Below are 20255 nucleotides of genomic sequence, written 5' to 3' on the forward strand. Positions count from 1 at the left end.
CTTCAAAATCGCTTTAGATTTCGCTAAAGAATTGAACTGTGTTATAAAGGGAGAATTGATTACAATTAATATTCCTGAAGAATCTATCATTAATGCATACGCTATGATTAGAACACTGTTTGGTTTCATCCAAAATTGGAAAGGAACAAAGGCTACTTTTAGAGGTAAAGAAGTTCATCCATATCAATTTATATTGCACGCTCATCAAACTGGTGAATGCGCTTCTATTACTAATTATGACAAAAAAAATTGCCTTACTAACCGATCTTCTGTCGGTTGGTCCTGCAAAAAATTAGATAACATTTATTATGATTTAACCGGTAATGGAAATTATAAGACCAATGGAAAATATTGGTACAATTACGGTTACTTTAAGGGCAAAAAATGGATTATAGACAAACAACAATTGGCTATAAAACTAATGAATCAGGTTTCTTTAAAAGGACTTGATCTTTGCCCACACTTTGACCAGAATAATTTAAGACACGCCATTGAAAATTTGCCTGAATTTATTATTCCAGATGATATTACTTTTAAAATTTTCTATGAGGAAAAATATATCAAAGGAGAAAAAATAATGGTGCCTAATAATATTAGACACCAAACGAATAATTTTAGTAAATTAATCTCTACACATTCAAATTAAACTTGATGTTTTCACCTCTTAAAAGTCTTTTTGTGTTTGTAATATTATTTTGATAAATATGTACATTTCCTAGCATTAGAGTAATACTTTTTAAGGGTAAATTTATCTGCCTAGATATTAAATATAAATGATAAATATCTGAGGGCAATCCCAATGAAGCATCACTACTTCTTTGATATGCCGTCAACACTAACTTATTATTTTCTATCTGAAACTGGATTAAAGAAAGACAGGGTTGCTGATTAGTTTTTGCATCATTTGCTCCTAAAAACAAAACATAATTTTTAGATGTTCTTTTCTCCGAATTTACTTTTTCAATTAATTGAGGTAACTGTTCAAAATAAGTAGGATAACTATTCACTAAAATCGAACCACAATAATCCCACCAAGTGACACCTATTTTATTGTATTCTTCAATATTTCTTTCCCCTAAAATAAATAGTTCCAACTCACTCTTCAACTTATTTCTAGCCAAAGGATGCCCCTCTAAAATATCTAGTAAATCAATTGGTTTTAATTCTAATTTTTGATTGTGCAAATACTTTATTCCTCCTTTGTTATTTTGTTGGCTCTTTCCTTTTTCTAAAATTTTCGTAAGAATTTCGTGATATTTATTCATGTGCTTTTATGATATTAATTATTATATTTGGCCCTCTGACTACTTACTACAAAACCACACAAGCAATCGAAGGTATTTTCCTCCAGCAGCCTGTGTGGTTCTTGTTTAAAAAGTGGTCAGAGATTTTTTAAAGCTGGGGGATTTTTATCCCCCTCTACTATTTCTTGATTTCTATAGCTCCTTCTTGCAAAACAACAAAATCAGATTCTTTGCAAGAAACCGTAACATTGTCCCAAGCTTCAATTCTAGAATACCCTTTGCCTATTATAATTGATTCATTAAAACCTTCCGCCATACAACCGTTCACAGTTGTTTTAGCTTGATCATATAGCTTTACGAATGTAGTATCATAACATTTAGATTCTGATTGCTCAAACTGTACAATTAAACTATGTCCGGAAACTTCAGCTTCTGCTGATCCAAAAAGAATTGCTCTTTTGTTTTTGATAATAACCTTGTCCTTTAAGTAAATATTGTGAGCTGCTAATTCTTCAATCGTAAAATTATTTAGTAAATATTTCGATGAAATTACTTTAGTTTGAATAAGCCATTCCATATTATCAAACATAAGTTCCCAAACCTCTTGTTCATTATAAGTTTCATGCAGCTTTTTAATTTTCAACCAAAACTGAGCACACAATAAATCCGGATTTTCAGACATCTTTTTTAATACTTGGTAAACTCCTAAAAATGCTTCTTTCATTTTGCTTTTCCTAAAATTGTAAATAAATCATTCTTTGCTCCTTCCTTTTCTTTCTTCTTTTCCGTTCTCGACTTAGGAATTGAAGCTGATAACATTAATCCATTCTGAAACGAGATTTCGTACATTACTTCTTTGAATGAAAACCCGAAATGGGTACAAAGCCCACCAATATGAGCAAACGGATTAAACCTATCTATTTCTTCTTGGTCATCATCATCGGATTTGAGTCTTTTGCAATTTGGAAACAACTCAAAAAAAAACCAGGATTACACTTTACAGCGATCTCTTGAATTATTTGTTTTAGCTCAATTAGTTCAACATTTTTTCTAATAAAATCAACGTACCAATCTGGAAAATTTATTTCTTCATGAGCTAAGACTGAAATAACCTGAGCTATTTCCGTCTGAAAACTTGTAATTAATTTTAGATCAACTTCCTTTGAAAAAACATCATCCTGAACATTCCCAAGAATATCTGCACACAAGCCCAGTACATAAGGTGTAGGTGGTTTAATAGTAAAAGAGATTTCTTTTTTCTTCTTTATTTTGCTTGGAAGCATGGAATTATTCCTTACCGATATTTTATAAGTTGTCGGTTTCCGAATGAATGCTTGAATTAAGGCTTGTTCTTTACTCATAAGCTATATTCAAAAAAGCGTGTTGCGCACAATGTCAACACGCTCTTTAATTATTTAATAACTTCTATAACTATAGATCTTCTACTGTGTAAGGACTACCCTCCACACCTGATGCTGTTACTGGGATGTTTGCCGTAAAAGTAATATCTACAGCTGGCAATGCATTTTTGGTAATATTTCCTTGAACTTTAGCTTCAGCATGAGCATAAGGAATTGTAATGACTCTCGTTTTTCCATTGTTTGGAAGCGAGGTCAGCACCAATGACAAATAAATGCTTGATTTTTTCTTTGGGGCCGAATATTTATCATCCGCAAAAGTTCCTCCCATAAGCATTGGATATTCACTTAACGGAACACCTAACAATCTTAGTTTCACTGAAGCTGGAGTAGTTTCCCCATCAACAGTTAGATAGTTTTCGTTATTTTCTGTTTTTAAAATTTCTGTTGCTGTTACTTCCCCTTCGAAACTAACAGAATTTACTTCAACGTCTTTGAATTCTACTAAAGCTGCACTCACAACACCGTCACCAGGTACTCCAATTTCAACTTTACCAACTCCTAAAATATTATCTGCTTTTGACATAATTTATAATGTTTGATATTTTAATTTAATATTTAAAAAATGTGTATTCTCTCTTTCTTGATCTTTCAAAATGACTCCTGGAGAATCAATTTCAAAAAACACGTAGCTATGATCTTCAAACAAACTTTGCTCTTGGCCATTTACAATCATGGTAATATCATAATCAACCGCTTTTTTATTATCTAACAAGGGAAGAATGATATTTGACAACTCTTCAAACCTTTTGGTGTTTGCTAATCCCGATTTCAAATCCTTTAAGTACAAATTCACGTTTAAAACCCCTCTCTGAAGATAATCACCTCCAATAGTTAAAACGTTTATTGTAATATCTTCAAGACCTTTTTTGGGCGCTTCTACTTTGTAAATACTCCCACTAATAGAACTTCTAACTACTTCGACATTCAATAAGTTTCTAGCTGCATTAATAATGTTAAAGACTGATTTCATTCCATATAGATTTTAATTCACTTGCTTCAGGTTCTGAGCCTGAAATAACATCATAGCCTTTCGCTTCTACATATCTTGAGTATTCCATTCCGGCAACTCCTATTAAAACAAATCCTGAAGGATAGAGATCAGACAATTTAGCAGCTACTTCCTTCCCTTTCGAGCTTCCATCATTGCTTCTTTCAAAATTCTCCTCAACAACAACTCCATCTTTTAAAATAATGTAACCAATCGAAGCTCTAAGATTCCCTGTTCTATCTCTGTAAGTATTAAGCAACCTAGCTTTGTTTACAAACTCCTCTCCCAAATACCTCAAAGTCTCCAAAGCTTTCCATTCAGCTCTTTCATTAAGCTGATCAAAAGCATTCAGAATACGAGAATTCTTAAAAACTGCGTCTATTCCACCCATATTTCACAATGTCTTTGGTATGGAAATATTTGAACTACCGTTAATTCTTTTCCTTCATACCTTAAATAATGTCCATCCTTTTCAAATGGACCAATATCAAATAATGGTGTAAAAAACTTTGCTGAATAGTCAAGCTTTTTATTTCCTTCATTTGGTTCATATCTTCCAATAATTGGAATTTCGACAGGCTCTATCTCAACCGCATCTCCATGAGCATCAAGCTGAGTTCCTTTTTCGTTTTCAGCTGTCTTTATTACCAGTATTGCAGAATGTGGATATCTTACCATGGGCTTACTGATTCAATACTTCCTTGAGTATCTTTTAAATCATACAACTTATCATCACCATGTTTAGTGTAAATCTTGATTGCCAAATCTTTCAATAACTCTCTGGGATAAGTGACCGACAAACTTCCTTCTTGAAAATCAGGACTTGTCATTGCCTCCACATACAAATCAGCAGTTACCAATTCAATTTGTTTCAAAGAACTAGAAACATAATTGTCCGCCCCATTTAAGGAGCGGTCAATTAATGCTTTGTCAACCGTAACACTTGGAAACGATTGAAATAATGCCTTAGCTAATATGACATCTTTGTTCGTCATCTATTAGGCCCAAGTTGTTTTCAACGTGTTCAATTGATAAATTGATTCAACGTCATTTAAAACTGGTAAAGCATAAGACTGAACAGATGTGAACTCTGCCAAAGGCTCGTTTGTAGAAAACTTAGACAACAACATAATATCATCTGCTTTCTCATATACAACTCCTGCAACCGGTCTTCTTTCTTCTGCACAAGTACCATAAGCTAAATCTCCAACTTCCATAGAATTTAACAAAGTAACCTTGCCTTCCTCCCATGGAGTGATAGCCGTTTTCTTACCATTTTTCTCTATTTGAACGCTAGAATCCACAATAACAATCTGCATTCCATAATCCTCCAGCATAAACATATTTGCTTTTGACAAAGAAGGGACTATCGTATTTGATCCTGCTAAATTTAAATAAGCAGCATACCTTTCTAAAACCTGGGCTGTTTTCTTGAATTGATTGAAAGAAGTTGGAGACATTAAAATATACTTTAATTTGTCTCCTTTTTTTCTCGCTTTAGTTTGAATTGCTTCTATATCATCCAATGGCTTAGCGGTTGCTGAAGTCTCCCATTTGACAGAAGCTCCTCCTCTATTGGCTGAAGGAATAGCAAACTCCAATCTATTTGTTGTTCCGGTATTATTTTCTGAAGTAATAGAAATTGTACCTGTAGACAAGGCTTGTAGTGCTAATATCTCTAGTCTGGCATGTATTCCATGAATACATTTTTTAACATCTCCAAAAAGTAGTTTTACCACTTCCTTAGTACTTGTACCTCCTGAATCCAAAGCAATCATAGTATCTATGTTGTTCATTTCAGATTCTCTTAGAGACAATTTCATCCCCATTTTTGGAATATCTCCTTCAGACTTAGATATACTATCTCTTTTCTTTAAAGGCAACGGAGAGTCAACAGCAACAACATCGGCAGCAGAAATAGAACCACGACCAATTAAAGATTCAAACTTTAATGTTGGTTCGTACTTCTTTTTAAACAGAGCTTTGTAAAAGTACTCTGGTTCCCCTTTTTTATCATCTATTTTTGTTACTAGTGCTGTTACTAAACCTTTGAAGTATTTCTTCACAAACACTGGAAATAATGATCCTATTTTCATCTATTATTCTTTTATAAATTGTTAATTATTACTCTTGATAGAATCTAATCAATGGCAATGCTGTTTTCACATCAGCATTAATTGGATTTACCAAAGCCGCTTCATTTACTGTTCCTCGAACCATAATACCAACTGAAGGATCTTCAACTGTTTTTGTTCCCAAAACAACACCAACTGCTTTGTCTCCATCATTTACAATTGCCTGATCAGCTGTAACTGCTGTACCGATAGCAACATCTGTAGTTACTGAATCAAAATTTTCATCAGTTGTATCAATTGAAGTAATTGTTCCAGACAACACTTCATCACCTACTCTTAAGTAGTGCCCTTTTTTGAACTTCACAACCTTTACACTGTCTGCAGCATCTTCAAATACTACTCCACTAGAAAGCGGTTTGTAGTCTGGGTCAATGAAAACTACCGGCGTTCCTGCCTGTACTTCTTCAGCTACCAAACCAGCAACGTTTAAAGTCTTTCCTCCTGGAATCCCTTCTAAATTACTAACGATCACTATCGAATCATTTGGATAAGTGATGTCTGTGGTTTTTATTCCTGACATTTGTCTTTATTTTTTAGTTTATAAATCGTCTACAATGTCTGCTAACTCTTGTTCGCTCGCTCCTTCACCAGATCCCCCCATCGGAAATGGACCTCCAACACCACTTGAAGCCACAATTCCTTGTTTAACTTCTGTAAAAACTGATTCCACTCCTTCAATCTGATCCTCTAAAGATGTTTCACTTTCAAAATCAAAATGTTTAATAAAAGCTTTTGGGATTTTTTTACCTTCCAACAGTTTTTCGGCTGTTTTAGTTTTCTTAGATAATGCTTCAGCTGCATCTCTTTTCTTATTGGTTTCTTCCATTTCCCTCACTTTCTTCTCCAAAGGAGTTTCTTCTTTTGGGGCTTTTCCTTTTTCTACAAAATCCCATTGATCTTTCAAATTATCTTCTCTTTTTTGAGTAGCTGCAGTCACCTTTCGGTCAAATTCGCTTTTGAAATTTGGGTTCTGTAAAACTTCATCTAAGGTTGTTGGTAATTTCAATTCAAGTTTATCCGAGATACCCTTGAAAGGTTCGGCAATAACTGCCTTGAATTCTTCTGAGTCCTCAGTTAGCCCTGCCGATAACAGTGCAGCGCTGAGTGCTGCTAATAATTCTGGATTCATGCTACTATGATTTAGTTTGACATTTATATTAACTCAAATGTAAACTCGCAGCATAGGAAAATAAAGGGATTGCAAGGCGCTATCCCGTAGTGTCGTTTATTTACTATAGATTATTCTTTCTAGTGTTCTTTTATTACTAAAGACTAAAAAATCAGACAATTCATTTAAAATCTGTTGTCGATTTATTCCTGGATTTATTTTTTCTTCCCTTTCAATATAACGCTTAACAAACTTTCGTCTATTATCAATTTTTACTGGATCTCTTTGCATTGTTAAATATTATTGATTCCGTTGTTTTCTCAGATAGAAACAAGAAATTATTAGACAATTCGTTTATAATTGTATCAATATCGCACTCTTGAAATTCAACCAAGAACCAGCTTACAAACAAATCTCTTTTTGCTGTAGCCTTGGAAGGCAATCTAATCCCTTGATCACTTACATACCGCTTAAAAGCCTTCATGACCGTTAGTTGGCGCTCAAAAATCTTATCCGACATTGAATTCATTCGTTTTTTTTGTATTTTTGTGTTTATGACTGATGTACAACCTATTAAGAAAAATATCTTCGCATTTAATCCTACTAAACAGGAGTTGATGTACATCTTTGACGTCTATATTTCTCAAGAGGAATACGAACTTAGCACCTCTAAAAATCTTGACAATTATTATATCTGTGTATTGGCTCAAAAACGAAAAGACACAGCTACATTTGACAAGTATTTTGACCTGCTTAGCATTGAATCCAAAAGGAATTTCGAAAGAACTTTTAGTCATTAGTTTACCTATTTATAATTTTAATAAAATACTCTGGATCCTCATTGAAATTATGAACGGTTCTTATATAATCAGTTACATTGTTATCTTTTAAATACTTGACTAATATATCGTGAATGTCTTCATATGGCAAAGTCTGAATACGATCCTTAAAAAATGCCAACGTTTTCTGTTCATCAATTCCAAACTTATTCAACGTATATCTAAAATTTGATAATAGATTAGAATACCCATATCCTTCCTCTATCACCTTAGTTTTATGGATAGCCTTTCCTCCTAATTTTGAAATGAAGTCATCATAAGTATGCCGTGCACAAAACTGATTAATGATTTCCATCGATACGGTTCTTTGATGGTTTTTACGCCTAACATTTGCCCATCCTCTAGCTTGAGAATGTCTTAACTCATGCCACATCGCTTCAAGTGCATATTCTTGGTTAAAAGTAAAGTCCCCTTTATTTTTTATCGTGGTTAATGCTTCTCTAAAGTCTTCCAATGGACTAAATGTATCTCCTTTAGAATTCATTCTAAAAGTCCCTTTCCTTATTCCAATCGAGTTTCCATCTTCTATTGCATACGTCCCCGTTCTAGTATTATATGACCTAGAGTTGTGCATCAAGCCTCTAAAACTTTTTGAAAAACTCACCTTCTTCAATCCTCCATTAAAATTCTCTGGGAATTCTTTCGCAAACTCAAACAAAGTATTTTTCACAGATTTATCATTAAACTCTTTTACGTTTTTAATGAACTTACTTGTATTAGTTTCTAATGGTGCTTCAATCTTTTTAGGAATTACAGCTTTAGGCTTAGGTTTAAGTTTAACCGCTTTCTTAGTAGATCTGGCAGCTTCCTTTTTTAGATTAGCTCCTAAATACTTTGGATTGTCTGAATAAAAATAAGGCTTAGATTTTTTAATTTTATCAAGATTTCCTGCCAAAAACTTAATCGCCTTACTTGGTATTTTGGTAACTTGATACCTACCATCAATCTTACCAGTATTCATGTATGAAATAAACTTATCCTTTGGCAATCGGATAGTAGTTGTGAAACACAGGCAGTTTGGATGCCACCCTGTAAACTTGAAATCCTTTGGATATTTTCCTTGCAATTCATCACAAATATCATAAACTAAATGAGAATTTGAAAGATTGACTTTTACTCCAACTACAAAAGGCATTTGTTGAACTCTTAAAAAATCAGCTGTTCGATAGGCTATATTCGTTTCATTTCTTGAAAGTCTTAATGCATTCTTATAACTAGATCTATAAACGCCTTTTCCTGGGTGATAGTTCTTAGCCGGATTACTCAAAATTAGCTTCCCTGTTTCTTTATCTCGAATTCTTCGGTATCTTCTATTTGGTTCTTTAAGATATTGTTTCAAATCACTTGCCATTTTCACAGCAGAACGCCCCTCAATCACACCAGACGAAAGCAAAGATTCCAATTGACTTTTTGTTTGACTATTCAAATTCCAAACCCTATCACTAAGCTTAAATCCTCCTGCAGTTCTAGTTTTAAAAGCTTCGAGGGCAGCTGTATTCCTTAACATCAATCCATCAGAAGAAACACCGGTACCTTTTAAATAATCTTTTGTTTCTGCATCACTAGCGGCATTAGCAAGGTTCCAGGAACTTTCAATATTGTTACCAATTAGCTTGTGAAGTTTTTCACCATGGGAAGCAATAATCTTATCAATTTCTTTTTCAACCGAGCTGTTCCCTAACCATATCCCTGTAGTTTTTTTAAGCTTGTATCTTTTCAATGCAGCAGCAAGCTGTACCGATGTAATTCGATACAATTTATCCATTGACTTGTCTTGATCAAGCAGCATATTTAAAAGCTTAGTATGATACAGGGACTTTGACATTTAATTAGTTCTTTTTTGATTTTGGGAGATACTTTACGCAGTCTTGTTTAAACTTCTTAAAAGTGGTTCCACCATCAGTGAAAATGATATTCTCCTTTTTCCCTATTCTCTCTACCAATCGAAACCAGTTTCCACTTCCTTCAGCTATCATTTTTGATTTTCCAACTTCACGAATTGTTTCAGCAATTGGAAAATTACTCTTCACAACTACCTTTGCATCTTTAACAATTACCTCTTTAACTTCTTTTGAATTTTCCATTTTGATTTAGAGTTTTTTAATTATCAATTATTATTAAGGCTCAACCACTTCTCCAAGCGAACTTGAACTCTCCTTGTTTATTTTAGAAATCTCTTCAGCAGCATCCTTTACTAATCCACTTTTACTAGCAGCCGTTTCCTTACTAATAAATGGCATACCTCCCGCAGCTTCTGAAAGCATAGAGATGAGCTCTACAATGTTATCCGGTAATATTGATGTAAACTCCACACTTGCTTTAAATCCTTCAAACGTTGATGCTTTTCCATCAACAGAAACTTCAGTTATTCCCTGAACAATCAAAGAAATAATTCTACCGATTGCAGTTGAATAATCACCTTCACTCCATTTAGCTTTTAATATTGGAGCCATGAACATAAATTTGGCTGCTGTTCCAGAAGCTACGTTTCCAGCACCCATTAAATTATTTAAAGAAAGATCTGGTGTATCTGTCAAGCTATGAATCATCGTCTCAGAAATTTCAGCTTCCAATTTGATTGCTTCAGGAGCATGATCCCATGTTAAATATTCCGCATTTCCCGATTGAATTAGTTTTCCATCCTTGTATTCTTGAGGAATTTTAATTGCCTTTCCTTGATCCTGTTTATCCGGCATACTTTCAACCTTTCCAAACAACTTAACTATGGGTGAAGAAAAATAATCATTGGTATCACAGAATTTCGATAGGTTCATTTCAAAACGATCAATCAATTCTTTAACATCAAACCATTCGGGCTCATCTTGTGACATATAGACAACAGGAATCTTTTTAAATAGATTTGCAGCTGGAGGTTCTGTATCAACCCAACCGTCAGAGCCTTTGTGTTTTTTATAGGTATATTCTTTTGTAAAGACCCATTTATTTTCTTGTTTTTTACCTTCAGTATTTACAGAAGAAAAGGACCAAACAAACGCTATCAAATCTCCAAATTCATCAAAAGTTGGTGCATAAGAGCCATTCTTACTGTTATACAGCCGAATCTTTACTGTTTTTTTAGTTTTACCGTCAATTTCTTTGTCTTGAGGAAAAAAGAAGAAAACCGCTTCCGTTTCTGATTTAACCGTTTCACAAAACTTTTGCAATAAATTATCTACTTTGTTATCATCCCATACATCCTTCACCAGATTAAGTGCCTCCTCATTTTCAGAAGTTAAGTTTACAGGTGAACCAAATAAAAAAGCTGCTGCAGAACGGACAATTTTCTTTTGAAACTGCAATGGAATTTTGGCAACAACTACAGTTTTTGCTTTATCACCTTTCCCTATAGATTTGTCTTGTCTTAATCCAACTTGGTTCCTTCCTGCAATCTTTCTGTTTCCTTTATATTCATCAACATATTCAGAAACCTTATCTTTCTTTTTAGCTTCTAAAACATCTATTGCCTTATCAAAGTCTGATATAATTAAGGCTTTTAAATCCTCGTAAATCATGATTTATTTTTGCTTTATTTCGTTAATTCTTTTATTTACTAATTCTATGTAATTATTGAATCCTTTGACTCCATCAACACAAATTGCTTTTTTAAGATTTAGGTAATGATTGATAATTGAACCATCCTTTAACTCCATTTTAGGGAGCTCATTTGCTTTTGATCGCACAATTTGTCTGATTTTACACTTTCTACCATGCAGCTTAACAGTAGTGCCCTTAATTTTGGCCCATGTAGTTTCTACCTGAATAATCAAGGCTTCCTCTGCTTCTCTTTTTTTGCGTTCTTTTCTCGTTTCTGTATTCATTATGTATAGTTTAAAATCCTAATGCGCTTGCTGATTCTGTAGTTTCTGATATAATTACTTTACCGGTTAACTCGAATATTTCCCGTTCTATAAAAGCATCAAATAAATCAGGAGATTCACCTTTGTTTAATTTTTTCATATCGCTTTTGGGAAGGATTCTCAGTTTCCCATCATCATCATTCTTGAATTTCTTAATAGATTTTCTTTCCTGCATCAATCGTTGACGAATGGTTGCTTTGTTATCGTACATTCGATTTGCAACTTCTTCAATGATATATATCCCCCCATTGCTCACTCTATCGGCTGACTTGTAATAGCATTGAGTTTTTAAATTTGCATAGTTCTCTCCGTTTTTAGCTGTTGATCCATTCTTAAACTCAATTGAACCTTCAATAAACCCATCAACAAAACCACCTACTCCATCATTATCAAATGTGATATTGGAATTCGGAACACCATGCTTATCTTTTAGAGTGTTAATTGCATCTATGACCTCTTTTCCATTTGACTTGTCAACAACCAAGACATCAATAATGATAAAACCATCCCATACCCAAAGAATCATTTTATCACTTCCTTTTAAAGCTATATCGGCTGTTATGTATTTCGAACCTCCTTTTACATGAGTATTGGTAAAAACATCTCTAAACTTGTAGTAATCGTACAAATCCTTATCATCCAATCTTATTTTCCAGTTTCCATCCAATAGTTGAGCTTTTGTATCTTCATCCTGTGCTAAAAGATTGGCCAAATATTCAGGGTTGCTTTCTAATAATTTTTTATTACCATAAATATCACCACTAATAAAAGTGATAGACTTTACCATAGACCTTGGATCTATATCAGTTTTAGCAATAATAGGCTCAAGTAAATACATAGCTTTCTTTATTACTTCATCTGGAGAATTTCCCCAAATGTATGTATCACCATCCCTCATGAAATAACGTAAAACTCCTTCCCTTTCTGGAATCGGAAATCCTGTCTCCTGGTCAATCCACCAACTAATCAAATCAGCTACCCAGCTGTCAGGATCCGGATTGCAAGTTGCCCTCACATATGGTTTAACTCCACAAGTAGATCTGTTCCTAGAGAGCATGTAAAAAAACATTGTACTTGAAAAGTGTGTTAACTCATCGAATCCAATAAATGGAATCTGAGCTCCTTGCCAATCATAAATGTTTTTTTCATACTCCAAATGATTGAACTTTAAACGGGAACCACTTGAATAAGTCCATGAAGAATTCGTTTCTTTTGGAGTGGCATCCAATAAAGAATATAAAGACATAGAAGTATCCCATAAACCACCTTGAGCCTTAATTTGGGGGCTTGTTCTTCTAAAAATAACACCTCCAAAGTCAGAATTGTCTTTATGTCGAATAGGTTCAAGCAACAGTGAAAAGGTTTTCCCAACTCCTGCAGCTCCTCCTCCAATGACAATATCAGCTGGACTAGCCAACGCCATCATTTGATACCCTTCTTGTGGTTTTATGACGTTAACCTCTTCCATTGTCAGGTATTTCAAATATCGTTACAGCAGAAGTGCTTTTTTGCTTATTGTCCTTCTCATAGCCTCCTAGGTGTTTCATTAACTCAATAAGATTTGCTCTTCTACTTGAAAGCTTCACTTTCTTTGTGTTACCAATTACAACATCATTATGTCGAATTTCATCTGAATCAATACCTTCAATGACAAGTCGTACATCTTTAGGTATTTCTTTTATGGGCTTTAGGGATCCATCATCATTGTACAAATCGGCAATATCAAACCTTGCCATCTTAGCTAACAAGGAAACACACTCATCAATGGTAATCTTGTTTCTTTCCTGGATCTCTTTCTGTAAATCAGAAATGTAAAGAAGAATGTTGGGTTTTGTAAGGTTCTCACAACCAATAGACCTAGCTGTTTTTTCAGAATAACCGGCTCTAATAGCCGCCTGTGTCGCGTTCTGATCAACAACGTATTCTTCGCAAAATCTCTTTTGCTTCCCTCTTAGATTGTAAGTTGTTTTTGTTGATGTTTCCTTCAATTCCCCTTTAGAAATTTGAACTAAGACAAAAGTCTACCATTTCAGGCAGTGTCTTTTTTCGGAAATTTCACGTTTGTTTCTCCTGTGATCTGGATAGCTTATTGCTGAAGTTCCTAATTTAATCTAAGCTTAGGTAGGCCGAGAACTAGCGTTCTGAATAAGAAGTAAATATACGATTATTCGCAATCAGAACAAAAAAAGCAAGAGTTTATGGCTCTTGCTTTAAACGTAGTTCTAGATGTCACTCGAGAATCGTTACTACAAGCTAATCAAAAAAGTTCATCTACTAGAGACGTCTTTACCCCCATCACTTGCAAGGGTTGGTAAATTCTTATTGAACTTATTTAATCTGATACAAATATAAAAAGTTTTGGATTAACTTCATTTTACTACAATAATTGGCAAGACTCAATTCAATTAGGTTTTAATTTTGCTGAATGAAATACACTCAACATTTTAAAACCATGAAAGTCGCTAAGGGAGTTCCTATACTCTCATTTGACCAACATAGTAGGTACTTTAACATTGTTGCCATTGAGTTTCATATTGACCAATTAGAAAAATTGAATCTACATTCTGCAACTATATTTAAACACATAGAATCCTACAAAAATAAATTGGCCCACATTACTAAAGGGTTGGAACCTGAAGAATTACTCCAGGAACTTGTGGAGCTTTCGGAATAAAAAAAGCAGCCTTATTTCGACTGCTTTATATAGATTATTTTCTAAAATCTTATTGAACAACTCTCATTGCTTATGGAGTATGTTTTTTCACAAAATTGAATATAAAATCAACAACTCCTAACTGTGCAACATTAAGCTTACAGTATTTGCCATCAGTAACACCATTGGTTTCGTTAGTTATTATCGTGGCCTGATTACCAGTACCTGGATCGCCAAGATATTTATGATTTAATCTATTAGTAGGTGCCATACTAAACGCACAAACAAAAACATTTGTATGTAGCAATGCATTATACGTACTTAATGTGTCACATGTCGTTGAGTTAATGGTAATTGGATCATGCCCTGGTTCGTCTCCAAACCAGCAAATAATTCTTGTAGCACCTGGACGCCACCCTGAAACAGTTCTATCAGCTAATTGTGTAAGAGCATAGAGCTGACCTTCTGGTCTATCTTTACCTCCTTTTGGGATTAATTTGTTTACAGAACTTTGTAAATTAGTTGTGTTGTCTGTTATTTGTTCAAGGACAACAAAAGGATCATAATCAGTACTATCCTTGTAATAAGAAACTCCAACTTGTGCATCCCACTCTGTTGATGTTAAAAGGGCTGTATACGCACTAATAAAGTTTGCTTTTACATCATCGATTGCAGTTTTCATACTTCCTGTACAATCAGCCAAAAGCATTATGTCTACTTTAAACCCACTACCTGAACCAATATTTAAATGTGGTCTTTTCATAACTTTTTTTTTCATTTTTCTACTCTATTTAAAACTGGCTTTTCGAATTCCGCCATTGTAACAAAAACTAATACCCGATAAACAATCAAATACTTTGTTTTGGCTACTTCTCAAATATCTAACGATTCTATGAGTTTTACTAGAGTATAAATACTGCTTTTAGGAAAAGAAACCCTAAAATTTCTTGAGATCTAAAAAAGCAGGTCTTTATACTTGCTCGATAGTAAGGAGATTAAAAACTCCCTTAATCTAGGTATTGTCGCCTTGTACCATATAAAATATATTTGCGAAAAAAATATGAAATTAAATTTCATCAAAAACAGCATAGGACTATTTTTATTAAGTATGTTATTATGTGCTGTGGATTGTTCAGATTTACCGGAACATACATACACCCTTAAAAACGATAGTGAAAAGACAATTAGAATTAAGTCTTTTAAATCTGATATTCTCGATAATGAAATTAACTTGGAAAAAGGGGAGATTTATATTAGGAAAGTTAAAAATCAAACGGTAAATTTTTCTAATATTTTTTCATCAACACTTTTACAAAGTATTGATTCTTTAGTAGTAATTTACGATGAAACAAAAATGAATAGTTTTGTTTCTTCCAACGAGGACATAAGAAATCCAATTGGTCACTTTAATAGAGATAATGATATTATTACATTTATTTTCACCGAAGAAGATTATAATAATGCTATAAATTGTGAAGGGAATTGTGAATAAAATAAAAATTATAATACTCATTTTGTTATCCATTACATACAGTGGATGCTCAACCGATTGTTGCATCTATAAGACAACTGCAAAAATTTATTTGATAAATGAAAGTTCCTCTGTTGTTAAGTCTTCAGATAGTCGTTGTTTTGACTATGAGATACAGCCTGGAGAAACTATTATTCATGAAGAGTCATTTGAAAATGAATATTCAAGTAAACCAAGTATTGAAAATTATCAACCCTTTCCAACATGTTATCTTTTTTACTATTTAGCTAATTCAAAATGTGAAACTACGCTAACGGATTTAAATAGTTATGAGGATGTAAAGGAAATATCTGATTTAAATTTTGAACTTACCTTTCGTTTTACAGACGAGAAAATGAACCTTGCTCAACCATGTAATTAATAATAAATAAGTACATTTTCTAAAAGCTTATTGAAAAATAGCAGTTAAGCATCTTTTTAATTACAATTTGTGTAAATTCTTAATTAAATGAACGAGCATTACTACTTCTGGACTTTTTTGTATTGAAATTCAATTGTAATTTGTTTAGATCAATAAGTTTTAGTTCAATTTACTTCTCGATTTCTTTCTCTAGAAACAATCAAACACTTGACTTACAGTAAAATATATTTTTTGTTGAAAACTATTCTGTTTTAGTAGGGCACTAAACTTACATAGTGTTAAAAATTGAATTAAATTTGAAAATAATTAACAAAATAATTTATTTTAATTAAAATTTAAACTATGGGTAAAAAAGCCAAGAAAAAATTAGCTAAAAAGTTAAACAATTGCTACAAAGGATTACTGCTCCTTATGAACAACCCAATAATCATATCACTATATGGTTATTTCACTATCAAGTAATTATCTTAATAACCTGGACTGGTCTAAGAGTTCAGGTTATTTACTTTACAAAGATATATCTTTTTTACAATACACAAAGTTTTTTTGTGTTTTTTTATTTATTTTTTGATCACGAAATAAACATACATAAAATTATAGTTAATTTATAACTGATACAATTTCATTTCCTTTCATAATATTTATTTTCCTCAGACTTATAAAATATATTAATTCACTCGAAATGCATTAAAAAAGTTAATTTATAAATATTGAAAAAAATGCTATCCATCAATAAAATAATGAATAGCTTTGCTTGAAATATTTTTTACTATATAGTAAAAAGTACATCTTCAACTAGGTTTATTGAAGAGCTTAAACATAATCTAATCGTTTATATAAATCTTAGATTTAAAACCAACAAACTATGAAGTTAATATATTTCTTAGTTGCTGTAATCATACTAGTAGCAATGTTTATACTAGCAGATTATCAAGAAGTTAATATTGAATTCATTGACCTGATAAAGGTTCAAGGAATAAGATAAAGATTTCTACTAAAAATCACTCTCAAATGAGGGTGATTTTTTTCTCATAATAGACGAAAAAAAACATTTAATAAAAGGAAACTTGCTACTTATTCACTTTTACTAGCCAATAACGCAAATCAACACCAATTGACTGTTTTTAGATTTTTCTAAATTCATAGCGCTATTGACTTTTGTTTTACAAGTTTAACGTATTAACCCAAATGACTGCTCCTTGTGGGTGTTTATATGGAATAGGTTTATCATATCGTTTGGCATCTGATAATATCCAAGGGTATTTCCATTTTTTGAGTAGTTCAGTATCTTCAACTTTATGCTTCTCAAAATATTTATTATTTGGCTTTATTGGTATGTGTGAACAGCCAATTAAATTAGCTTCTCCAACTATCAATCCAGTACCAGCTTCAATTAATCCTATTCTACCATTAACTTTAGTTTTAGTACTTCTCATTTCCCAAACCTTACCTTCATCAAATATTTTATCAAGCCAAACCTTTTTGACTATTAATGATTTTGATATTGCCATAATTCATTTTTAGTTTTCGTCAATTACAAATTTGCAATCAAAACTCTGTTTGCTCTACCCCCCCCTTTTTACTTCCGTGTTTTTGTGTCAATACTTGTGTTTTGTTTATATTTGCGATTCTTAAGGAATTTATTCCTTTTTCATAGCAATTTCCCACCTCTTATTTTATCTTAGTCGATCTACATTACTGAGGTGGGTTTTTATTGATCTAACTACAGTTTTACGATTCTACAGTTATTTATATTGGTTTTTACTTTTGGATCCTTGTAATCACCTGCATCATCTAATTTTTTAGCTATTAAAAAAGCTATTCCAATTGCTATTACTCCGAACATAGTTTCTACTGATTTATAGATTCGATTATTTGATTAAACATTGTTTATTGAAAATTCCTGAAATTCTTTCTTTGTTGAATTTGCACCAAGTACTCCAATCATCTAATAAATCTTCATGAAAAGGACAATCTTCACAGTACAAAGCTTTTTTTATCAGCTTTTTTTTCTTTCTAGGTATGCGGTATTTCATGTTCTACAATTATTATATCTGTTTGGAATTTTTATGCTTAAATCCAAAAGCATCAATAGCAGCCCCTGTTAAAATATTATTAATCGACACTCTGTTTGCTCTAACAATTGTATATGTCATTTTAAGAACTATTTTTAATTGGTTTTCAAATTTCATCTTCTTAATCTGAGGGTACACAATTTGATGTGAAAGCATCATATCAGCGACACTCTCAAGATTACCTTTTTCAAAAATATCCGAATATCGAAATGTCACCCAATTTTTATACTCAACAGGATCTGAAAATTGAATTTCAGATTGCACATCATTAAATAATTTTGGAAAATCTTTCATACTGCAACTTTCTCTACTTCCTGTTCTTTATAACTCATCCTTTTATTGATCAAGTTTAAATTGCTATTCAATAATTTTTTTATTCTCTTATTATATTCAGAAGCTTGGTTTCCCTTTCCTCTAGATTGAATAATTTTCATTTCAGATAACGACACCTCAATAGTTTCAATTGGAACACCATCTAAACGAGCAGAAAGAATTAATGAATCTTGCTTTCTATAATAGCCATTGGCAAACAAGCAATGTTTCAACAAATCTCCTTCATGTAAAAAATCTTTGACACTCTCTAGAACTTTAATTGTAATCTGATCATCTGAAAATTCTAATCCAAAGAATTTTTTCTTTTGTTCCTGGTACAACTTATCAGCTTTTATAATATCAGCTCTTTGTTTTGCTAATTTTTGTTTCCGTTGGATATTTCGTTTTTTCTCAACTAACCTATCATGGTCCTTTTTGAGATTGGCCGGACATACATATTTTTTATTCCTTAGGTCCTAATTGAAATACTCCAATAATTCTAAATAATCAATCCACAAAGAAGCATCTTTGACTTTGTATTTATTCCTTAAACAAATTTTAACAGATGGCCAGTATTCTTGGAGTTGATATTTGTTTCCTAAACTAGCTAATGCGTATTGTTTTGCCTTTAACAAAGTTTCTACCTTTGGAATGTTTGGGGCCATCTTTATAGCTTCAATAAAAAGCAAATCCTTTAAATTATGATTGATACCATACTTAAGGTATTCTTTTTTGAACTTAGATTTTGGATAATAATACCTCGGATAAACCTCATACTTGTTTTGGTACCAACCTCTTTCTTTTCTTATGGCCCAATCACCACCCCATGAATCACAATAGCCTTGCAGGTTATGATTTTTACCTACTAGAATGTATTTGTTGTCTGGTTGGATCCATTGCTCTAATATTGGTTGAAGAAAATATCTAACCGCTTCTCCTTTTTTGTGATAAGAAACCAATTCAAAATTTCTGATCACTTGAAACTCTTCCACAATTTCAGCAATGGCAAAAAACGTATGTTGTTTATTAGATCTTAACCAGTTCTTTTCAATTTTCAATTTAGTTTGACAATGAGGGCAAGTGGCTCTTTTTCTTTTGATCAGCTCATGTGAAAATGTTTCTCCGCAATCCAAACAAAATGCACTTGTGTAATTAGCGTATCCTTTATGATCTAAGCAGCTTTTATAAGCCCATTCTTTTTGGATTTTATCAATTGGTGAAATAACGTTTAAACTCAACTCTAAAATCCTGCGTTGTAATTTGTTTGTTGGTTTCATAATCCATTAAAATAAAGTTGGTGTTTCAGTTTTCTCTACTTTTTTAACAGGTTTTTTCTTAGTTCTAAGCCGTAATTTTTCCTCTTCAATAACTTTGTCTATTGCCTGTTGTTTAGCTGCTTCAAGCTCCTTGGTTGTTAGCTTTACAGGTTTATTCACAGTAGGTTCGATAGATTGATTGACTACCACTCTGGCGTTTATTGGTTTGATATTTTTTATATCATCTTCATCATAGTAATGAATAGCCATTTGAAATATTTCTTCATCTGCAAAACCATTGTTACCACTGGCTTTCACTGTTTGAAAAATGTAATTGATACACTCATCAATTGATTTGTTTTTCTTTTTAAGAGTTTCTGCAAATAGTGTATCCTTTTCTCCAATACTTGCTAAATGATTTTCAATCGTTTTTTTAAAGTCGTTTGATGCTTTCATGAATATTTTTTTTTTAGAT

Annotated in this window: 30 protein-coding genes and 1 pseudogene; 4 read left to right on the forward strand and 27 right to left on the reverse strand. The window is 32.6% G+C overall.

The features are described from left to right. The first annotated feature begins 55 nt into the window (after positions 1–55). Positions 56–646, forward strand: coding sequence for a hypothetical protein (locus FGM02_RS14270; protein ID WP_139959168.1), 591 nt, complete (start codon positions 56–58; stop codon positions 644–646). Here FGM02_RS14270 and FGM02_RS14275 read toward each other — a convergent pair. The 13 genes from FGM02_RS14275 to FGM02_RS14330 form a co-directional block, all read right to left on the reverse strand. Further along, positions 630–1265 carry a thymidylate synthase gene (locus tag FGM02_RS14275; RefSeq protein ID WP_139959169.1) on the reverse strand — a complete coding sequence of 212 codons (636 nt, stop codon included), beginning with the start codon at positions 1263–1265 and terminating at the stop codon, positions 630–632. The genes FGM02_RS14270 and FGM02_RS14275 overlap by 17 nt on opposite strands. A 157-nt stretch (positions 1266–1422) precedes the next feature. After that, complete coding sequence (locus FGM02_RS14280) at positions 1423–1968, reverse strand: hypothetical protein (protein ID WP_139959170.1); 546 nt, start codon at positions 1966–1968, stop codon at positions 1423–1425. Beyond that, positions 1965–2093, reverse strand: a complete 129-nt coding sequence (locus FGM02_RS18325) for a hypothetical protein (RefSeq protein ID WP_262711123.1) — start codon at positions 2091–2093, stop codon at positions 1965–1967. Before FGM02_RS18325 ends, FGM02_RS14280 begins: the two co-directional genes overlap by 4 nt. A 68-nt stretch (positions 2094–2161) precedes the next feature. Further along, entirely contained in the window at positions 2162–2605 is a 444-nt protein-coding gene (locus FGM02_RS14285) for a hypothetical protein (RefSeq protein WP_139959171.1), read from the reverse strand. Positions 2606–2675: 70 nt separating this feature from the next. Next, positions 2676–3188 carry a hypothetical protein gene (locus FGM02_RS14290; RefSeq protein ID WP_139959172.1) on the reverse strand — a complete coding sequence of 171 codons (513 nt, stop codon included), beginning with the start codon at positions 3186–3188 and terminating at the stop codon, positions 2676–2678. A 3-nt stretch (positions 3189–3191) separates the two neighbouring features. After that, positions 3192–3635, reverse strand: a complete 444-nt coding sequence (locus FGM02_RS14295; protein ID WP_139959173.1) for a hypothetical protein — start codon at positions 3633–3635, stop codon at positions 3192–3194. Continuing rightward, the gene (locus tag FGM02_RS14300; protein WP_208021520.1) at positions 3619–4044 is read right to left on the reverse strand and encodes a hypothetical protein; all 426 of its coding nucleotides are present in this window, start codon (positions 4042–4044) and stop codon (positions 3619–3621) included. The genes FGM02_RS14295 and FGM02_RS14300 overlap by 17 nt, the downstream gene beginning before the upstream one ends. Further along, complete coding sequence (locus FGM02_RS14305) at positions 4032–4331, reverse strand: hypothetical protein (RefSeq protein WP_139959174.1); 300 nt, start codon at positions 4329–4331, stop codon at positions 4032–4034. The genes FGM02_RS14300 and FGM02_RS14305 overlap by 13 nt, the downstream gene beginning before the upstream one ends. Continuing rightward, on the reverse strand, positions 4325–4648 hold the full coding sequence (locus FGM02_RS14310) for a DUF6706 family protein (protein WP_139959175.1): 324 nt from the start codon (positions 4646–4648) through the stop codon (positions 4325–4327). Before FGM02_RS14310 ends, FGM02_RS14305 begins: the two co-directional genes overlap by 7 nt. A gap of 3 nt (positions 4649–4651) precedes the next feature. Beyond that, entirely contained in the window at positions 4652–5749 is a 1098-nt protein-coding gene (locus tag FGM02_RS14315) for a major capsid protein (protein WP_139959176.1), read from the reverse strand. A gap of 28 nt (positions 5750–5777) precedes the next feature. Beyond that, a complete protein-coding gene (locus tag FGM02_RS14320) occupies positions 5778–6308 on the reverse strand; it encodes a hypothetical protein (RefSeq protein WP_139959177.1) in 531 nt (176 codons plus the stop codon). A gap of 18 nt (positions 6309–6326) precedes the next feature. Beyond that, positions 6327–6917: a DUF4355 domain-containing protein gene (locus FGM02_RS14325; RefSeq protein ID WP_139959178.1), complete on the reverse strand. Its 591-nt coding sequence runs from the start codon at positions 6915–6917 to the stop codon at positions 6327–6329. 244 nt (positions 6918–7161) lie between these two features. Beyond that, positions 7162–7425 carry a hypothetical protein gene (locus tag FGM02_RS14330; protein ID WP_208021521.1) on the reverse strand — a complete coding sequence of 88 codons (264 nt, stop codon included), beginning with the start codon at positions 7423–7425 and terminating at the stop codon, positions 7162–7164. Between the two features lie 88 nt (positions 7426–7513). Between FGM02_RS14330 and FGM02_RS14335 the strand changes: the two genes are divergently transcribed. Then, positions 7514–7696 (forward strand): hypothetical protein, encoded by a 183-nt coding sequence (locus FGM02_RS14335; protein ID WP_139959180.1) that lies wholly within the window; start codon positions 7514–7516, stop codon positions 7694–7696. A 1-nt stretch (position 7697) separates the two neighbouring features. Here FGM02_RS14335 and FGM02_RS14340 read toward each other — a convergent pair whose 3' ends face one another. From FGM02_RS14340 to FGM02_RS14365, 6 genes are read right to left on the reverse strand one after another with little or no spacing between them, the layout of a single operon-like run. Continuing rightward, positions 7698–9524, reverse strand: coding sequence for a hypothetical protein (locus FGM02_RS14340; protein WP_139959181.1), 1827 nt, complete (start codon positions 9522–9524; stop codon positions 7698–7700). 40 nt (positions 9525–9564) lie between these two features. Next, positions 9565–9819, reverse strand: a complete 255-nt coding sequence (locus FGM02_RS14345; RefSeq protein WP_139959182.1) for a hypothetical protein — start codon at positions 9817–9819, stop codon at positions 9565–9567. Between the two features lie 33 nt (positions 9820–9852). Then, positions 9853–11247, reverse strand: coding sequence for a phage portal protein (locus tag FGM02_RS14350; RefSeq protein ID WP_139959183.1), 1395 nt, complete (start codon positions 11245–11247; stop codon positions 9853–9855). A gap of 3 nt (positions 11248–11250) precedes the next feature. After that, on the reverse strand, positions 11251–11553 hold the full coding sequence (locus FGM02_RS14355) for a hypothetical protein (protein ID WP_139959184.1): 303 nt from the start codon (positions 11551–11553) through the stop codon (positions 11251–11253). Positions 11554–11563: 10 nt separating this feature from the next. Beyond that, the gene (locus FGM02_RS14360) at positions 11564–13060 is read right to left on the reverse strand and encodes a terminase large subunit domain-containing protein (RefSeq protein ID WP_139959185.1); all 1497 of its coding nucleotides are present in this window, start codon (positions 13058–13060) and stop codon (positions 11564–11566) included. Further along, entirely contained in the window at positions 13047–13580 is a 534-nt protein-coding gene (locus FGM02_RS14365; RefSeq protein ID WP_166461188.1) for a terminase small subunit, read from the reverse strand. Before FGM02_RS14365 ends, FGM02_RS14360 begins: the two co-directional genes overlap by 14 nt. A 437-nt stretch (positions 13581–14017) precedes the next feature. Between FGM02_RS14365 and FGM02_RS14370 the strand changes: the two genes are divergently transcribed. Continuing rightward, entirely contained in the window at positions 14018–14266 is a 249-nt protein-coding gene (locus tag FGM02_RS14370; RefSeq protein WP_139959187.1) for a hypothetical protein, read from the forward strand. Positions 14267–14336: 70 nt separating this feature from the next. On the opposite strand, the gene FGM02_RS14375 is transcribed toward FGM02_RS14370, so the two are convergent. Then, entirely contained in the window at positions 14337–15008 is a 672-nt protein-coding gene (locus FGM02_RS14375) for a vWA domain-containing protein (RefSeq protein ID WP_139959188.1), read from the reverse strand. A 297-nt stretch (positions 15009–15305) separates the two neighbouring features. Here FGM02_RS14375 and FGM02_RS14380 point away from each other — a divergent pair, with 297 nt between their 5' ends. Beyond that, positions 15306–15737 carry a hypothetical protein gene (locus tag FGM02_RS14380; protein WP_139959189.1) on the forward strand — a complete coding sequence of 144 codons (432 nt, stop codon included), beginning with the start codon at positions 15306–15308 and terminating at the stop codon, positions 15735–15737. Between the two features lie 1563 nt (positions 15738–17300). Here the strand turns inward: FGM02_RS14380 and FGM02_RS14385 are convergent. From FGM02_RS14385 to FGM02_RS14405, 7 genes and pseudogenes are all read right to left on the reverse strand, one after another. Next, positions 17301–17648: an ASCH domain-containing protein gene (locus FGM02_RS14385; RefSeq protein WP_139959190.1), complete on the reverse strand. Its 348-nt coding sequence runs from the start codon at positions 17646–17648 to the stop codon at positions 17301–17303. A 212-nt stretch (positions 17649–17860) separates the two neighbouring features. After that, positions 17861–17983: a hypothetical protein gene (locus FGM02_RS18330; protein WP_262711124.1), complete on the reverse strand. Its 123-nt coding sequence runs from the start codon at positions 17981–17983 to the stop codon at positions 17861–17863. A gap of 25 nt (positions 17984–18008) precedes the next feature. Beyond that, positions 18009–18173, reverse strand: a complete 165-nt coding sequence (locus FGM02_RS18075; protein WP_166461189.1) for a hypothetical protein — start codon at positions 18171–18173, stop codon at positions 18009–18011. A gap of 12 nt (positions 18174–18185) precedes the next feature. After that, a complete protein-coding gene (locus FGM02_RS14390; RefSeq protein ID WP_139959191.1) occupies positions 18186–18506 on the reverse strand; it encodes a hypothetical protein in 321 nt (106 codons plus the stop codon). Then, positions 18503–18988, reverse strand: a pseudogene (locus FGM02_RS14395) (PcfJ domain-containing protein); the annotation flags it as partial. The gene FGM02_RS14390 and the pseudogene FGM02_RS14395, both read right to left, overlap by 4 nt. Positions 18989–19000: 12 nt before the next feature. Then, positions 19001–19801 carry a hydrogenase maturation nickel metallochaperone HypA gene (locus tag FGM02_RS14400; protein ID WP_139959193.1) on the reverse strand — a complete coding sequence of 267 codons (801 nt, stop codon included), beginning with the start codon at positions 19799–19801 and terminating at the stop codon, positions 19001–19003. A gap of 6 nt (positions 19802–19807) precedes the next feature. Further along, the gene (locus FGM02_RS14405; RefSeq protein ID WP_139959194.1) at positions 19808–20236 is read right to left on the reverse strand and encodes a PcfK-like family protein; all 429 of its coding nucleotides are present in this window, start codon (positions 20234–20236) and stop codon (positions 19808–19810) included. Positions 20237–20255: the final 19 nt, after the last annotated feature.

The sequence above is a fragment of the Flavicella sediminum genome, from assembly GCF_006381105.1.
GTDB lineage: Bacteria > Bacteroidota > Bacteroidia > Flavobacteriales > Flavobacteriaceae > Flavicella > Flavicella sediminum.

What these genes read in the sequence shown, in the direction of transcription:
- FGM02_RS14275 (WP_139959169.1), bottom strand. Translation starts at nt 1,265, where the DNA reads ATGAATAAATATCACGAAATTCTTACGAAAATTTTAGAAAAAGGAAAG.
- FGM02_RS14280 (WP_139959170.1), bottom strand. Translation starts at nt 1,968, where the DNA reads ATGAAAGAAGCATTTTTAGGAGTTTACCAAGTATTAAAAAAGATGTCT.
- FGM02_RS18325 (WP_262711123.1), bottom strand. Translation starts at nt 2,093, where the DNA reads ATGTACGAAATCTCGTTTCAGAATGGATTAATGTTATCAGCTTCAATT.
- FGM02_RS14285 (WP_139959171.1), bottom strand. Translation starts at nt 2,605, where the DNA reads ATGAGTAAAGAACAAGCCTTAATTCAAGCATTCATTCGGAAACCGACA.
- FGM02_RS14290 (WP_139959172.1), bottom strand. Translation starts at nt 3,188, where the DNA reads ATGTCAAAAGCAGATAATATTTTAGGAGTTGGTAAAGTTGAAATTGGA.
- FGM02_RS14295 (WP_139959173.1), bottom strand. Translation starts at nt 3,635, where the DNA reads ATGAAATCAGTCTTTAACATTATTAATGCAGCTAGAAACTTATTGAAT.
- FGM02_RS14300 (WP_208021520.1), bottom strand. Translation starts at nt 4,044, where the DNA reads ATGGGTGGAATAGACGCAGTTTTTAAGAATTCTCGTATTCTGAATGCT.
- FGM02_RS14305 (WP_139959174.1), bottom strand. Translation starts at nt 4,331, where the DNA reads ATGGTAAGATATCCACATTCTGCAATACTGGTAATAAAGACAGCTGAA.
- FGM02_RS14310 (WP_139959175.1), bottom strand. Translation starts at nt 4,648, where the DNA reads ATGACGAACAAAGATGTCATATTAGCTAAGGCATTATTTCAATCGTTT.
- FGM02_RS14315 (WP_139959176.1), bottom strand. Translation starts at nt 5,749, where the DNA reads ATGAAAATAGGATCATTATTTCCAGTGTTTGTGAAGAAATACTTCAAA.
- FGM02_RS14320 (WP_139959177.1), bottom strand. Translation starts at nt 6,308, where the DNA reads ATGTCAGGAATAAAAACCACAGACATCACTTATCCAAATGATTCGATA.
- FGM02_RS14325 (WP_139959178.1), bottom strand. Translation starts at nt 6,917, where the DNA reads ATGAATCCAGAATTATTAGCAGCACTCAGCGCTGCACTGTTATCGGCA.
- FGM02_RS14330 (WP_208021521.1), bottom strand. Translation starts at nt 7,425, where the DNA reads ATGAATTCAATGTCGGATAAGATTTTTGAGCGCCAACTAACGGTCATG.
- FGM02_RS14335 (WP_139959180.1), top strand. Translation starts at nt 7,514, where the DNA reads ATGTACATCTTTGACGTCTATATTTCTCAAGAGGAATACGAACTTAGC.
- FGM02_RS14340 (WP_139959181.1), bottom strand. Translation starts at nt 9,524, where the DNA reads ATGCTGCTTGATCAAGACAAGTCAATGGATAAATTGTATCGAATTACA.
- FGM02_RS14345 (WP_139959182.1), bottom strand. Translation starts at nt 9,819, where the DNA reads ATGGAAAATTCAAAAGAAGTTAAAGAGGTAATTGTTAAAGATGCAAAG.
- FGM02_RS14350 (WP_139959183.1), bottom strand. Translation starts at nt 11,247, where the DNA reads ATGATTTACGAGGATTTAAAAGCCTTAATTATATCAGACTTTGATAAG.
- FGM02_RS14355 (WP_139959184.1), bottom strand. Translation starts at nt 11,553, where the DNA reads ATGAATACAGAAACGAGAAAAGAACGCAAAAAAAGAGAAGCAGAGGAA.
- FGM02_RS14360 (WP_139959185.1), bottom strand. Translation starts at nt 13,060, where the DNA reads ATGGAAGAGGTTAACGTCATAAAACCACAAGAAGGGTATCAAATGATG.
- FGM02_RS14370 (WP_139959187.1), top strand. Translation starts at nt 14,018, where the DNA reads ATGAAATACACTCAACATTTTAAAACCATGAAAGTCGCTAAGGGAGTT.
- FGM02_RS14375 (WP_139959188.1), bottom strand. Translation starts at nt 15,008, where the DNA reads ATGAAAAGACCACATTTAAATATTGGTTCAGGTAGTGGGTTTAAAGTA.
- FGM02_RS14380 (WP_139959189.1), top strand. Translation starts at nt 15,306, where the DNA reads ATGAAATTAAATTTCATCAAAAACAGCATAGGACTATTTTTATTAAGT.
- FGM02_RS14385 (WP_139959190.1), bottom strand. Translation starts at nt 17,648, where the DNA reads ATGGCAATATCAAAATCATTAATAGTCAAAAAGGTTTGGCTTGATAAA.
- FGM02_RS18330 (WP_262711124.1), bottom strand. Translation starts at nt 17,983, where the DNA reads ATGTTCGGAGTAATAGCAATTGGAATAGCTTTTTTAATAGCTAAAAAA.
- FGM02_RS18075 (WP_166461189.1), bottom strand. Translation starts at nt 18,173, where the DNA reads ATGAAATACCGCATACCTAGAAAGAAAAAAAAGCTGATAAAAAAAGCT.
- FGM02_RS14390 (WP_139959191.1), bottom strand. Translation starts at nt 18,506, where the DNA reads ATGAAAGATTTTCCAAAATTATTTAATGATGTGCAATCTGAAATTCAA.
- FGM02_RS14400 (WP_139959193.1), bottom strand. Translation starts at nt 19,801, where the DNA reads ATGAAACCAACAAACAAATTACAACGCAGGATTTTAGAGTTGAGTTTA.
- FGM02_RS14405 (WP_139959194.1), bottom strand. Translation starts at nt 20,236, where the DNA reads ATGAAAGCATCAAACGACTTTAAAAAAACGATTGAAAATCATTTAGCA.